At 74.5% G+C, this 12,991-nt stretch carries 14 protein-coding genes; 3 read left to right on the top strand and 11 right to left on the bottom strand.

The genetic code is table 11. The annotated features are described in order from the left end of the window. Window positions 1-16: 16 nt before the first annotated feature. Window positions 17-1,183 (top strand): methyltransferase domain-containing protein, encoded by a 1,167-nt coding sequence (locus ABZ923_RS06690; RefSeq protein WP_361467632.1) that lies wholly within the window; start codon window positions 17-19, stop codon window positions 1,181-1,183. On the opposite strand, the gene ABZ923_RS06685 is transcribed toward ABZ923_RS06690, so the two are convergent. From ABZ923_RS06685 to ABZ923_RS06655, 7 genes are all read right to left on the bottom strand, one after another. Next, the gene (locus ABZ923_RS06685; protein WP_361467631.1) at window positions 1,161-2,441 is read right to left on the bottom strand and encodes an RNA polymerase sigma factor; all 1,281 of its coding nucleotides are present in this window, start codon (window positions 2,439-2,441) and stop codon (window positions 1,161-1,163) included. The two genes, ABZ923_RS06690 and ABZ923_RS06685, sit on opposite strands and share 23 nt — an antisense overlap. Window positions 2,442-2,484: 43 nt before the next feature. Continuing rightward, window positions 2,485-2,841, bottom strand: coding sequence for a YciI family protein (locus tag ABZ923_RS06680; RefSeq protein WP_361467629.1), 357 nt, complete (start codon window positions 2,839-2,841; stop codon window positions 2,485-2,487). 122 nt (window positions 2,842-2,963) lie between these two features. After that, window positions 2,964-4,319: an FG-GAP-like repeat-containing protein gene (locus ABZ923_RS06675; RefSeq protein WP_361467627.1), complete on the bottom strand. Its 1,356-nt coding sequence runs from the start codon at window positions 4,317-4,319 to the stop codon at window positions 2,964-2,966. Window positions 4,320-4,391: 72 nt separating this feature from the next. Then, the gene (locus ABZ923_RS06670; RefSeq protein ID WP_361467625.1) at window positions 4,392-5,429 is read right to left on the bottom strand and encodes an LCP family protein; all 1,038 of its coding nucleotides are present in this window, start codon (window positions 5,427-5,429) and stop codon (window positions 4,392-4,394) included. A 23-nt stretch (window positions 5,430-5,452) separates the two neighbouring features. Next, complete coding sequence (locus ABZ923_RS06665; protein ID WP_361467723.1) at window positions 5,453-5,599, bottom strand: hypothetical protein; 147 nt, start codon at window positions 5,597-5,599, stop codon at window positions 5,453-5,455. Beyond that, window positions 5,578-5,811 carry a hypothetical protein gene (locus ABZ923_RS06660; RefSeq protein WP_361467726.1) on the bottom strand — a complete coding sequence of 78 codons (234 nt, stop codon included), beginning with the start codon at window positions 5,809-5,811 and terminating at the stop codon, window positions 5,578-5,580. The genes ABZ923_RS06665 and ABZ923_RS06660 overlap by 22 nt, the downstream gene beginning before the upstream one ends. A gap of 87 nt (window positions 5,812-5,898) precedes the next feature. Continuing rightward, window positions 5,899-6,930 carry a LacI family DNA-binding transcriptional regulator gene (locus ABZ923_RS06655; RefSeq protein ID WP_361467622.1) on the bottom strand — a complete coding sequence of 344 codons (1,032 nt, stop codon included), beginning with the start codon at window positions 6,928-6,930 and terminating at the stop codon, window positions 5,899-5,901. Between the two features lie 138 nt (window positions 6,931-7,068). Between ABZ923_RS06655 and ABZ923_RS06650 the strand changes: the two genes are divergently transcribed. Continuing rightward, window positions 7,069-9,363 carry a glycoside hydrolase family 3 N-terminal domain-containing protein gene (locus ABZ923_RS06650; protein WP_361467620.1) on the top strand — a complete coding sequence of 765 codons (2,295 nt, stop codon included), beginning with the start codon at window positions 7,069-7,071 and terminating at the stop codon, window positions 9,361-9,363. A 204-nt stretch (window positions 9,364-9,567) separates the two neighbouring features. Here the strand turns inward: ABZ923_RS06650 and ABZ923_RS06645 are convergent, their stop codons facing one another. Genes ABZ923_RS06645 through tsaB form a run of 4 tightly spaced genes read right to left on the bottom strand, consistent with a single transcriptional unit; the run spans window position 9,568 to window position 12,092 of the window. Continuing rightward, window positions 9,568-9,825, bottom strand: coding sequence for a hypothetical protein (locus ABZ923_RS06645; protein ID WP_361467617.1), 258 nt, complete (start codon window positions 9,823-9,825; stop codon window positions 9,568-9,570). Continuing rightward, complete coding sequence (gene tsaD, locus ABZ923_RS06640; RefSeq protein ID WP_361467616.1) at window positions 9,822-10,913, bottom strand: tRNA (adenosine(37)-N6)-threonylcarbamoyltransferase complex transferase subunit TsaD; 1,092 nt, start codon at window positions 10,911-10,913, stop codon at window positions 9,822-9,824. The genes ABZ923_RS06645 and tsaD overlap by 4 nt, the downstream gene beginning before the upstream one ends. Continuing rightward, window positions 10,906-11,406: a ribosomal protein S18-alanine N-acetyltransferase gene (rimI, locus tag ABZ923_RS06635; protein WP_361467720.1), complete on the bottom strand. Its 501-nt coding sequence runs from the start codon at window positions 11,404-11,406 to the stop codon at window positions 10,906-10,908. The genes tsaD and rimI overlap by 8 nt, the downstream gene beginning before the upstream one ends. A gap of 29 nt (window positions 11,407-11,435) precedes the next feature. Next, window positions 11,436-12,092 (bottom strand): tRNA (adenosine(37)-N6)-threonylcarbamoyltransferase complex dimerization subunit type 1 TsaB, encoded by a 657-nt coding sequence (gene tsaB / locus ABZ923_RS06630; protein WP_361467614.1) that lies wholly within the window; start codon window positions 12,090-12,092, stop codon window positions 11,436-11,438. A gap of 122 nt (window positions 12,093-12,214) precedes the next feature. Between tsaB and ABZ923_RS06625 the strand changes: the two genes are divergently transcribed. Next, the gene (locus tag ABZ923_RS06625) at window positions 12,215-12,766 is read left to right on the top strand and encodes a hypothetical protein (RefSeq protein WP_361467611.1); all 552 of its coding nucleotides are present in this window, start codon (window positions 12,215-12,217) and stop codon (window positions 12,764-12,766) included. Window positions 12,767-12,991: the final 225 nt, after the last annotated feature.

Raw genomic sequence — 12,991 nt, 5'->3', positions numbered from 1 at the left:
GGCCCACAATGAGCCGGTGAACGACCTCGCTCTGCTCCTCAGCCCCGAAGGCCGCGCCCTCCTCGACGAGGTGCGGGACACCGAGCCCGCGCAGGAACTGGCCGTGGCCACCCGGCTGCGCCGCGACCACCCGGCCGAGCTGGTCTCGGCCGCGCTCGGCCAGGCCCGGCTGCGGCAGCGTGCGGTGGCGAAGTTCGGGGCCGAGGACGCCGGGCGGATGTTCTTCACCCCGAACGGGGTCGAGCAGTCGACCCGGGCGAGCGTGGCGGCGTACCGGGCCGGTCGGCTGCGGGAGCTGGGCGTGACCTCCGTCGCCGACCTGTGCTGCGGGATCGGCGGGGACGCGATCGCGCTGGCGCGGGCCGGGATCCGGGTGCTGGCCGTGGACCGGGACCCGGCCACGGCGGCGGCGGCCCGGGCGAACGCCGAGGCGCTGGGGCTGGCCGGACTGATCGAGGTGCGGGAGGCCGACGTCACCGAGGTGGACACCGCCGGGTACGACGCGGTGTTCGTTGACCCGGCGCGCCGGGGCGGCCGTGGCCGGGTGTTCGACCCGGAGGCGTACTCGCCGCCGCTGTCCTGGGCGGTCGACACCGCGCTCGCGGCGCCCCGGGCCGCGTTGAAGATCGCGCCGGGCATCCCGCACGAGGTGGTCCCGGCGGCGGCCGAGGCCGAGTGGATCTCCGACGGCGGGGACGTGAAGGAGGCGGTGCTGTGGTTCGGGACCGGCGCGCCGGGCGCCGTGCGGGCCACGCTGCTGCCCGGCCCGCGCACCCTGCTCGGCCGCGGACTGCCCGATCCCGCGGTGCGGCCGGTGGGGCGCTACCTGTACGAGCCGGACGGTGCCGTGATCCGCGCCCACCTGGTCGCCGAGGTGGCCGAGGAGATCGGCGGCGGGCTGCTGGACCCGACCATCGCCTACGTCACGGCCGACGAGCCGCGGGCCACCCCGTACGCCACCGGCTACGAGATCACCGACCGGCTCCCGTTCAACGTCAAGAAGCTGAAGGCCCTGCTGCGGGAGCGCGAGGTCGGCACGCTGACCGTGAAGAAGCGCGGCTCGGCGGTGGAGCCGGAGGAACTGCGCCGCAAGGTACGGCCGCAGGGGCCGAACGCGGCCACCGTGTTCCTCACCCGGGTCGCCGGGGCACCGACGATGCTCATCGGCCGTCCGCTGCGCTGACGCCGGCGCACTCCCCCGCCCGGCGCAGCAGCAGCTGCCGCTCCCGCTCGTTGTGGGTCAGGCCGGCCGCGCGGAGGAACTCCTCGCGGGCCTCGGCGGTGCGGCCGAGGCGGGACAGCAGGTCGCCGCGGACGCTGGGCAGCAGGTGGTAGCCGCGCAGCGCGGGGGCGGCGGCCAGGGCGTCCACCAGCTCCAGGCCCGCCGCGGGGCCGTCGGCCATCGACACGGCGACCGCGCGGTTCAGCTCGACCACCGGGGACGGCGCGCGGACGGCCAGCAGCCGGTACAGGGTGGTGATGGCGCGCCAGTCGGTCTCCTCGTACGTGTACGCGTGCGCGTGGCAGGCGGCGATGGCGGCCTGGAGGGTGTACGGCCCGGGCGGGCCGCTCGCGGTGGCCTCGGCGCGGTCGAGGGCGCGGACCCCACGCGCGATGAGCATGCGGTTCCAGCGGCGGCGGTTCTGGTCCTTCAGCAGCACCGGCGTCCCGTCGGGGCCGGTGCGGGCGGCGGCGCGGGAGGCCTGGAACTCCAGCAGCGCGGTCAGGCCGTGCACCTCGGGCTCCCCGGGCATCAGCGCGGACAGCACCCGGGCCAGCCGCAGCGCGTCCTCGCACAGGCCGGGGCGCAGCCAGTCGTCGCCGGCGGTGGCCGCGTACCCCTCGTTGAAGATCAGGTAGATGACGTCCAGGACGGAGCCGAGGCGCGCCTCGCGGTCGGGTCCGTACGGCACCTCGAAGGCGACGTTCTTCGTGGCCAGGGTGCGCTTGGCGCGGACGATCCGCTGGGCGACCGTCGGCTCCGGGACCAGGCAGGCACGGGCGATCTCGGCCGTGGTCAGGCCGCCGAGCAGGCGCAGGGTGAGCGCGGTGCGGGCCTGCGGCGACAGCACCGGGTGGCAGGCGGTGAAGACCAGCCGGAGCAGGTCGTCGTCGATGTCGTCCGGGTCGGCGGGTTCGTCGTACGACGGCGGGGCCGTCTCCAGGTCCCGGCCGACCTCGGCGAGTTTGCGGGCGTAGGTCTCGCGGCGCCGGACCAGGTCGACGGCCCGGTGCCGGGCGGTGGCCATGAGCCAGGCGCCCGGGTTGTCCGGCACGCCCTCCCGGGGCCACCGCTCCAGGGCCGCGACCAGGGCGTCCTGTGCCAGCTCCTCGGCGATGCCGACGTCCCGGACGATGCGGGCGACGCCGGCGATCACCCGGGGGGACTCCAGGCGGAAGACGGTCTCGATCGCGTGTGCCGCGGTGGGCTGTGGTTCCACAGCCCACCATGCAACACCCTGGGCGACGGACGGCCAAACGGGTTCAGCCCTCGGCGATCTCCCGCAGCTCGCAGGCGATCCGCCACTCCGGGCCGTGGATCTTCAGGAAGCGCTGGGTCCACTCCAGCGCCTCGGCCCGGTCCTTGCACTGCATGAGCGCGTAGCCGCCGACGACCTCCTTGGACTCGGTGAACGGCCCGTCGGTGACGGCCACCTGCGCGCCGTCCCAGTCCACCCGGACGGCCTCGCCGGACGGGGTGAGCCCGGCGGTGTCGAGCAGCACACCGGCCTTGGTCATCTCCTCGATCAGCTCGCCCATCCGCTGCATCAGCTCCTCGCCGGGTCCTCCGGCGGGGGCGGCGGACTCGTCGACGCGGACGAGCGACAGGTAGCGGGGCATGGTGACTCCTTCGGTCGGGGCGGCGGGGTCCGTTCCCCGCCGCTCACCCTTGCGTCGAACGGGAGCGACCCGGATCGACACGCTCGCGGAAGAATCTCCGGGAATTTTGTCCCGGCCCGCCGTCACCTCAGCGCGAAGCCGAACGCCGCCTTCTTGTACGGCGCCCCGAGCGCCTTCCCGCCGAAGACCGCGGCCGCGTCCGTGACCAGGCCGGACGGGCGTCCGCGCAGCACCCACACCGCGCCGTTGCCGCCGTCCTCGCCGGGGGCGGCGGCGACCAGGTCGGCGTGGCCGTTGCGGTTGACGTCCAGCAGCCGGACCACGTACCCGAAGGAGTCGTAGGACTCCGCGGTGCCGGGCACGCCCTCGGTGTCCTGGCCGAAGGCCTGGGCGCCCGCGCCGGTCAGCCCGGAGCGGCTGCCGCGCAGCACGTCGACCACGCCCTCGCCGTTCTCGTCGGGCACACCGACGGCCACGTCGTCGATGCCGTCCCCGGTGATGTCGCCGACGGCCACCGCCTGGCCGAACTTGTCGTTCGACTCGCGGCTGCCGGGGACGCCGGGGGTGTCCTGCGTGAACCGCTTCCAGGTGTCCTCGCCGCGCAGCCCGGCGGCGCTGCCGTACATCACCCAGATCGCGTTGTCGTCCTGGAAGCCGGTGACGAGGTCGTCGTAGCCGTCGCCGTTGAGGTCGCCGATGGCCGCCGCGCCGTCCCCGCTGCGGTAGGGGGTGGTCACGGGGGCGAGGCCGGCGGGGCCGCTCAGGTACACCCGGCTGCAGTTGTTGCCGTCGCCGCAGTAGCCGGTCAGCACCAGGTCGGTGCGGCCGTCGCCGTTGATGTCGCCGGTGTCGCCGTCGTGCATGTCGACGTACCGGAGGTGGTCGGGGTCGAGCGGGGTGCGTGCGGCCGGCCTGCCGCTGCGCTTGAGCGGGCCCTTCCAGATCTCGGCGGTGGTGCCGGCCGGGTCGTCGCCCATGCCGGAGCCGCCGACGATCACGGCGAGGTCGAGCCGTCCGTCGCCGTCGAAGTCCCCGGTCTGGTGGCTGTTGCCGCCGACCGACGTGCCCCCGGACAGTCCGCGCGGCCCGCCCCAGACGACGACCCCGCCGGTCACGAGGTCGGCGTACCCGTCGCCGTCCAGGTCGCCCTTGGCGATCTGTGCCCCGAAGCCCTGTCCCTTGACGGGGTCGCCGGGGATGCCGGGGGTGGCCCGGCTGAGGATCGTGCGGTGGCCGGCGGACAGGCCGTGCGGGCCGCCGTACAGCACGGCGACGTAACCGGCCCGGGCCTGGCCGCCGACCGTGGCGTTCGGCGCGCCGACGGCCAGGTCGGCGTAGCCGTCCCCGTCGAAGTCGTCACGGACCGGTGTGGCGCTCTTGGCCGGGGCTGCGGACACGGCCGGGACGGCGAGGCCGAGGGCGGTCAGGCCCAGGGTCAGCGGCAGCGCCCAACGGGCGTGCGAACGCGAGCGGAACAACGGAAAACCCCCTGGTGTACAGCTGTTCGGTCATCGCAGCAGACCCGTGGGTCACCCGGAAGGTTGTACGCATCAGCGCAGGGACGCCCAGAGCCGGCCCGCCTGCGGCTCCTCGGCGACGACCCGGTTGGGGTCGGAGGGGGCCGTGACGACCGGCATGGTCACCGTCCGCACCCGGTCGGCGGTCAGGCCCCGCAGGCTCCGGCCGAGGCCCACCAGCTCGTTCAGGGAGTCCAGGCCGGTGTCGGTGGTGAGGCCGGCGGTGACGGCGTCGGCGACCTGGTACAGCTTGGCCGGGTCGGTGAGCAGTCCGGCGCCGGAGAGCTGCTCCAGCAGGTCCTTGACCAGCATCTGCTGCAGCCCGATGCGGCCCAGGTCGCTGCCGTCGCCTATGCCGTGCCGGGTGCGGGCGAGGGCCAGGGCCTGCTCGCCGCCGAGGTGGTGGGTGCCGGCCGCGAGGTGCAGGTGGCTCCGGTCGTCGTCGATGTCCTCGGTGGTGGTGACGTCGACCCCGCCGAGCGCGTCGACCAGCTTCGCGAAGCCGGAGAAGTCGATCTCCAGGTAGTGGTCCATGCGGACGCCGGTGAGCGACTCGACGGTCTTCACCGCGCACACCGGACCGCCCACCTCGTAGGCGCTGTTGAACATGGCGCCGTACGCGGGTGCCGTGCTGCCGCCGGAGGACAGCGGGCACGACGGGCGGGTGACGAGGGTGTCGCGGGGGATGCTGACGACGGTGGCCCGTGTGCGGCCCGCGTCGAGGTGCACGACCATCGCGGTGTCGGACCGGGCACCGCCGCTGTCCCCGCCGCCCAGCTCCCGGTTGGCCTTGCCGCTGCGCGAGTCCGAGCCGAGGACCAGGATGTTCAGGGAGCCGGTGGGCAACGGGGAGGCGCTGGTGGAGGGGGTGGCCGGGGCCGGACGGTCGTCGCCGAGGGCGCTGTTGATGTCGACGCTGCGGATGTTGCGGTCGAGATGCCGGTAGGCCCAGCCGGCCGTCGCAGCGCCCAGCACCAGGGTGCCCGCCAGGGTGAGGCCGGCGATCCGCAGCGCTCTCGGTCGCCGGCCCCCTGGGCCGCCCGTATCGCCTTGTTCCTCGTGTCGCGTCACGGCAGGAACGTAAGTCCGAATTATTAGGGGACTGTTAGCGGAAGCCGTCCGAGTCGGTTTTCTTCGGAATTTCTCATCTCACGGCTCACCCAAGCGTCACGGCGGGCACCGGGGTTGCTGCCGCTCCAGGAGCCGTTGAACCCGAACGTCACCGAACCGCCGTCCGGCACCGGGCCGTTGCACGAGGCGTTGGTGCAGGAGACGGCCGCGCCGGAATCCACTGGCTGGTGACGGTGTAGGCGGCGGCGCAGCCGCCGCTGCCATGGCCGCGCAGGCGGCCACCCTCGGTCCAGTCGAAGGTGCCCTGGACCGGCGTACCGGTGGACAGGCCGACGGCGGCGACGAGCGCGGCCACCACGGCGCTCAAGGAGGATCTCGTCACGGGTGCATCCGAAAGTTTCGGTTGGGAAACCGATTGACTTCGGTGCCGTGTGGGGTGACCCCTCACCCCCGTCACTACGCGGACGGCTCAGGCCGCCGGAGGCACGTCCGTGCTCGACCGCACCACCAGACTCGTCGCCAGCTCCACCCGGGTCGCCGCCCGCTCCTCCGGCGCCCGTCCCAGCTCCAGCACCAGCCGGGCCGCGGCCTCGGCCATCTCGGTGAGCGGCTGCCGTACGGTCGTCAGCGGCGGGCCCACCCAGCGGGCCACCGGCAGGTCGTCGAACCCGACCACGCTCAGATCCTCCGGGATGCGCAGGCCCAGTTCGCGGGCGGCCTCGTACAGGCCGAGCGCCTGCAGGTCGTTGCCCGCGAAGACGGCGGTGGGCCGGTCCGGGCGGCGCAGCAGTTCCAGGCCCAGGCGGTAGCCGGCGTCGTGGTGGAAGTCGCCGGCCACGACGAGCGAGGGGTCGGCCGGCAGCCCGGCCGTCTCCAGGGCGGCCCGGTAGCCGTCCACCCGGGCCCGGCTGCACATCATCCGGGAGGGACCGCTGATCGCGCCGATCCGGGTGTGCCCGAGTTCCACCAGGTGGCGGGTGGCGGCGAGCCCGCCCTGCCAGTTGGTGGCGCCGATGGACGGCACGTCCGGGCCCGGGTCGCCGGCCGGGTCCATCACCACGAACGGGATGGACCGGCTGGTCAGCAGCGCCCGCTGGGACTCGTCCAGACCGGACAGCACCAGCACCACGCCGTGGGGGCGGCGGGCGGCGACCTGGTCGGCCCAGGTCCGGCCGGGGGTGAGCCGGCCGGCCGACTCGGACAGGACCACGCTCAGCCCGGCGTCCCGGGCCACGTTCTCCACGCCCCGGATGACCTCCAGCGCCCAGGCGCTCTCCAGCTCGTGGAAGACCAGGTCGATCAAGGGCGAGCGGGAGGCCTCGGCGCGCCGGCGCCGGTAGCCGTGGGCGCGCAGCAGCTCCTCGACGCGGGTACGGGTCGCGGGGGCGACGTCGGCGCGGCCGTTGAGGACCTTCGAAACAGTCGGAGCGGAGACCCCGGCCTCCCGGGCGATCTCGGCGAGGGTCGCCGTCTGCGTTTCTGCGGACTTCGAAGGCTTCATGCCCGCGATCGTATCCCCGCCGGACCTCTTGACGAAGGGCCTCGCGCGCCATAGGTTCCCGGAACATTCGATGTATCAGTCGAAACATTCGGGGCCTTCGTGGCCCGGCTTGCGAAGCAGAGTCGAGACGGGAGTTCCATGACCACCGCTCCTTGGCGCGACCCCGCCCTGTCCGCCGACGCCCGGGTGGCCGACCTGCTGTCCCGGATGTCCCTGGAGGAGAAGGCCGCCCAGCTGTACGGCGTGTGGGTGGGTGCCGCCACGGACGGCGACGGAGTCGCCCCGCTGCAGCGCGAGATGACCGCCGAGTACGACTGGGACGAGCTGATCACCCACGGCCTCGGCCAGCTGACCCGCTCCTTCGGCACCGCCCCCGTCGACCCGGACGTCGGCGCGCGGGCGCTGGCCCGGGCGCAGCGCCGGATCGCCGCCGCGAACCGCTTCGGCATCCCGGCGGTCGCGCACGAGGAGTGCCTGGCCGGCTTCACCGCCTGGCGGGCGACCGCCTACCCGGTCCCGCTCGCCTGGGGTGCCTCCTTCGACCCGGAGCTGGTCGAGGAGGTGGGCCGGCGCATCGGCCGGGACCTGCGCGCGGCCGGGGTCCACCAGGGCCTGGCCCCCGTCCTGGACGTCGTCCGCGACCCGCGCTGGGGACGGGTCGAGGAGACGATCGGCGAGGACCCGTACCTGGTCGGCACCATCGGCACGGCCTACGTGCGGGGTCTGGAGTCGGCCGGTGTGGTCGCCACGCTCAAGCACTTCGCCGGGTACGCGTCCTCGGCGGGCGCCCGGAACCTGGCCCCGGTGCGGGCGGGGGTGCGGGAGTTCGCGGACGTCACCCTGCCGCCGTTCGAGATGGCGCTGCGCGAGGGCGGCGCCCGCTCGGTGATGGCGGCCTACACGGAGACCGACGGCGTGCCGGCCTCCGCCGACCCGGGGCTCCTGACCGGGCTGCTGCGCGAGCAGTGGGGCTTCACCGGCACGGTGGTCGCCGACTACTTCGGCATCGCCTTCCTGCACAGCCTGCACCGGGTCGCGGCGGACGAGGCGGAGGCGGCCCACCGGGCGCTGGCCGCCGGCATCGACGTGGAGCTGCCGACCGTCAACTGCTACGGCAAGCCCCTGGTGGCGGCCGTACGGGAGGGCCGCGTCCCGCAAGCGCTGGTGGACCGCGCGGCCCGTCGCGTCCTGCTGCAGAAGTGCGAGCTGGGCCTGCTGGACGAGGACTGGCGGCCGGAGCCGGAGGGCCCGCTCGACCTGGACTCGGCGGCGAACCGGGCGCTCGCCGGGCGCCTGGCCGAGGAGTCGGTGGTGCTGCTGGACAACCCCGACGGGCTGCTCCCGCTGGCCCCGGACACCCGGATCGCGGTCGTCGGCCCGCGCGCGGCGGACGCCCTCGCCATGCTCGGCTGCTACTCCTTCCCCTCCCATGTCCTCACCCACCACCCCGACATCCCGCCCGGCATCGAGATCCCCACCGTGCTGGACGCCCTGCGCACCGAACTCCCGGACGCCAAGGTCACGTTCGCGCAGGGCGGCGGGGTCGCGGACCCGGACACCGCCGGCTTCGCGGAGGCGGTGGCCCGGGCGGCGGAGGCGGACGTGTGCGTGGCGGTGCTCGGCGACCGCGCGGGCCTGTTCGGGCGCGGCACCTCGGGCGAGGGCTGCGACGCGACGGACCTGCGGCTGCCCGGCGTGCAGGCCGAGTTGCTGGACGCGCTGGTGGCCACGGGCGTCCCGGTGGTCCTGGTGCTGCTCACCGGCCGGCCCTACGCCCTGGGCCGCTGGCACGGCCGGCTCGGCGCGGTGGTGCAGGCCTTCTTCCCCGGCGAGGAGGGCGGCCCGGCGGTCGCCGGGGTGCTGTCCGGCCGGGTGAACCCCTCCGGCCGGCTCCCGGTGAGCGTCCCGCGGCTGCCCGGCGGGCAGCCCTGGACCTACCTCCAGCCGCCGCTGGGCCTGGCCGGCGAGGTCAGCAGCCTGGACCCGACCCCGCTGTACCCGTTCGGGCACGGCCGCTCGTACACCGGGTTCGCCTGGGAGGACTTCGCGGGCTCCGCGGCCGACATCGGCACGGACGGCTCGTACGACCTCTCCCTCACCGTCCGCAACACCGGCGACCGGGCGGGCACCGAGGTCGTCCAGCTCTATCTGCACGACCCGGTGGCCTCGGTGACCCGCCCGGACGTGCGCCTGATCGGCTACCAGCGCCTGGACCTGGCCCCGGGCGCCGCCCGCCGCCTCACCTTCCGCTTCCACGCCGACCTGTCGTCCTTCACGGACCGCACGGGAGCCCGGGTGGTGGAGCCCGGCGAGCTGGAACTGCGCCTCGGCCCGTCGAGCGCGGAGGTGCGGCACCGGGCGCGGCTGCGGCTGACGGGGCCGACGCGGGTGGTCGGGTCCGAACGGAGGCTGCGCTGCGAGGTGGTGGCGTAGAACGCCGACACCCCGCCGCCGGGAACCCGGGGGCGGGGTGACGAGTGGAGCGCCGGGCAGGCCTTGCACCTGCATCTCCCCGCAGGAAGCGGGGCGTCTTTCCTTGGACCACCAACGCACTGCGTCCGGGTCGGTTCCCGTTTCCGGGTTCCGGCCGTTCGCTGTGTGATGATCATAGCCCAGGTGGGGGGTGCTCGCGCAACCTCAGTGGTCCGCCACCGCCTCGAACCGCCACCGGTGCACGGCCCGGGTCACCAACTCGGGTCCCGGCTCGGGCAGTTCGGGCAGCGGGGCGTCGTACGGGGCGTCCCACCAGGTGATGACCAGCACCCGGTCCTGCGGCGCGCGGAAGGTCTCGCGGCGCAACGGCTCGCCGGTGAGCGGCTGTTCCCGCACCCAGGCGAGCAGGTCCGCGCCCCGGCCCTCGGCGGCCCGGGCCTCCCACATCAGCGCGACCGTCACGAGTACAGGTTCTCCTCGCCGACCTCGTGCACATGGTCGTGGTCGCGGCCCGGGACGTGCGGGTCGGTGACCGGCAGGGAGGAGTCGGCCGACAGGTCCCAGTCGGACGCGGCCCGGCCCCGGGCGACCATCTCGGCGCCGAGCGCGGCCACCATCGCGCCGTTGTCCGTGCACAGCTTGGGGCGCGGCACGCGCAGCCGGATGCCGGCCGCCTCGCAGCGCTCCTGGGCGAGCGCGCGCAGCCGGGAGTTGGCCGCCACGCCGCCGCCGATCATCAGGTGGTCCACGCCCTCGTCCTTGCAGGCGCGGACGGCCTTGCGGGTCAGCACGTCGACGACGGCCTCCTGGAAGGAGGCGGCCACGTCGCGCACCGGGACCTCCTCGCCGGCCGCCCGCTTGGCCTCGATCCAGCGGGCCACCGCGGTCTTCAGACCGGAGAAGGAGAAGTCGTACGCCGGGTCGCGCGGGCCGGTCAGGCCGCGCGGGAAGGCGATCGCCTCCGGGTCGCCCTCGCGCGCGTACCGGTCGATGACCGGGCCGCCGGGGAAGCCCAGGTCGAGCACGCGGGCGATCTTGTCGAAGGCCTCGCCGGCCGCGTCGTCGATGGTTGAGCCCATCGGGCGGACGTCGGAGGTGATGTCCGAGGACAGCAGCAGCGAGGAGTGGCCGCCGCTCACCAGCAGGGCCATGGTCGGCTCGGGCAGCGGGCCGTGCTCCAGCTGGTCCACGCAGATGTGGGACGCGAGGTGGTTGACGCCGTACAGGGGCTTGCCGAGGGCGTAGGCGTACGCCTTGGCCGCCGAGACGCCGACGAGCAGGGCACCGGCGAGGCCGGGACCGGCGGTGACCGCGATGCCGTCCAGGTCCCTGGCGCTGATCCCCGCCTCCTTCAGCGCGCGGTCGATCGTCGGGACCATCGCCTCCAGGTGCGCCCGGGAGGCCACCTCCGGTACGACACCGCCGAAGCGGGCGTGCTCGTCGACGCTGGAGGCGACGGCGTCCGCCAGCAGGGTGGTGCCGCGGACGATGCCGACGCCGGTCTCGTCGCAGGAGGTCTCGATGCCGAGGACGAGAGGTTCGTCAGTCATTGATATCGGTTCCTTGTACTGGGGCGGAGCCCGCGGCGGAGCCGCTGCCGGGTTCCGTGGTCAGGCGCATCACCAGGGCGTCCACGTTGCCCGGCTGGTAGTAGCCGCGCCGGAAGCCGATGGGGGCGAAGCCGAAGCGCTCGTAGAGCTTCTGCGCGGGCAGGTTGTCGACCCGGCACTCGAGCATCACCTCGTGGCACTCGAACGCGGTCGCCGCCCGCAGCAGCTCGGTCAGCAGCCGCGCGCCGAGGCCGGTGCCCTGGTGGTCGCGGGCCACGGCGATGGTCTGGACGTCGGCCAGCTCGCCGGCGGCGGCCAGGCCCGCGTACCCGACGATCCGGCCGTCGGCGGACTCGGCGACCAGGTAGCGGCGGGTGGCGCCGGTGCCCCGGGCGTGGGCCAGCTCGGACCAGAACATGCCCCGGGACCAGGCGTCCTCGGGGAACAGGTCCCGTTCCAGCTCCAGGACCGGGTCGATGTCCCACCAGCGCATGTCGCGCAGTCGCAGGGATGCCGGCTGTGTCACTTGGGGGTGACCACCTTGTAGTTCTTGGGGACCTGGGCGTCCGGCCGGCGCAGGTACTGCGGCCGGGGCGCGGGGAGTTCCTCGCCCGCGGCCAGCTTCCGCGCGGCGAGCGAGGCGAGGGCGGCGGCGGACACGTGCTCGGGCTCGTGGGCGCTCGGGAACGTGTCCGGGTAGAGCAGCGCGCCCGCGCCGACCGCGGGCAGGCCCGCGACCTGCTCGGCGATGTCGGCCGGGCGGTCGACGGCCGGGCCGGTCAGCCGGGTCCGGGAGTCGGCGTACGTGGCCCAGTAGACCTCCTTGCGGCGGGCGTCGGTCGCCACCACGAAGGGGCCCTTCTCGATGTCGGCGGCGTAGGCGAGGCCGTCCAGCGTGCACAGGCCGTACACCGGGACGCCGAGCGCGAGGCCGAAGGTGTCGGCGGTCATCAGACCGACGCGCAGACCGGTGTAGGGGCCGGGCCCGGTGCCGACGACGATGCCGGTGACGGCGTCGAGTTCCAGGCCGGCCTCGGCGAGGACGCGGTCGACGGCCGGCAGCAGCAGCTCTCCGTGCCGGCGCGCGTCCACCTGGCTCGACGAGGCGATGACGTCGGTGCCGTCGTGCAGCGCGACGGTGACAGCGGGTGTGGCGGTATCCAGAGCGAGCAAGAGCACGCGAACAGCCTACGGCGCCCGCGGCTCGCGCATCGCCGTCCCGGACGGACGGTCACGGACTGCTACGGTCGGTACGAAGTACGACATATGGCACGAGTCCGACGAGGCAGAGGTGGGCGCAGGTGGCAGGGACCAGCTCGGCGATCGTGGCCGGCCTCACCGCGGTGGCTCTGGGAACCGTCGGCTTCCTCGCCTTCCGGGCCCAGGCGACCGTCCCGGCGCGTCCCGGCGCGGGACCGTCGGCGCACGCGACGGCCGCGTCCAAGGCGCCCCGGGACCGGCGCCACCCGACCGCGCTGCCGAGCGGCTCCGGAACGGGTGAACGGGTCGTGTACTCGGTGGACGACGACCGGGTCTGGCTGGTGTCCCCCGGCAACCGGGTGCAGCGCACCTTCCCGGTGCGCCCGGGCAGCGTCGACCCGCCGGCCGGCACGTACTGGGTCACCTCCCGCTCCAACGCGGCCACCGGCACCGACGGCGTGCCCATCGAGCACGTCGTGCGGTTCACCAGCGTGGACGGGGTGACCATCGGGTTCAGCGCGGCGGTGGACGACGGCTCGGGGCTGATGGCCGACCCCGACGTGAAGACGGGCGGCATCCGGGAGAGCCGACCGGACGGCGACGCGATGTGGCGCTTCGCGACGATCGGGGTCCGGGTCGTGGTGATCCGCTAGTCACCCGGACGCTCCGCCGGGAAGGCCGCGAGGTGCCTCCGGCCGGGTCGCGGTGATCCGCCAGTCGCCCAGCCGCTCCACCGGGAAAGGCCGCGACGTGCCGCCGGTCAGGTCCCAGCGATCCGCTAGTCGCCCAGCCGCTCCACCGGGAAGGGCCGCGACGTGCCGCCGGCCGGGTCGCAGTGATCCGCCAGTCGCCCAGCCGCTCCACCGGGAAGGGCCGCG

Source organism: Streptomyces sp. NPDC046881 (assembly GCF_040645015.1).
Lineage (GTDB): Bacteria > Actinomycetota > Actinomycetes > Streptomycetales > Streptomycetaceae > Streptomyces.
The sequence above is the reverse complement of the archived record's forward strand: the minus strand, read 5'-3'. Positions and strand labels throughout refer to the sequence as shown.

Bases quoted from the DNA above. Each gene is read 5' to 3' on its own strand.
- rimI (WP_361467720.1), bottom strand. From the start codon at position 11,406: ATGCGCTGGTGGGACATCGACCCGGTCCTGGAGCTGGAACGGGACCTG.
- tsaD (WP_361467616.1), bottom strand. From the start codon at position 10,913: ATGACTGACGAACCTCTCGTCCTCGGCATCGAGACCTCCTGCGACGAG.
- ABZ923_RS06655 (WP_361467622.1), bottom strand. From the start codon at position 6,930: ATGAAGCCTTCGAAGTCCGCAGAAACGCAGACGGCGACCCTCGCCGAG.
- ABZ923_RS06680 (WP_361467629.1), bottom strand. From the start codon at position 2,841: ATGCCCCGCTACCTGTCGCTCGTCCGCGTCGACGAGTCCGCCGCCCCC.
- ABZ923_RS06650 (WP_361467620.1), top strand. From the start codon at position 7,069: ATGACCACCGCTCCTTGGCGCGACCCCGCCCTGTCCGCCGACGCCCGG.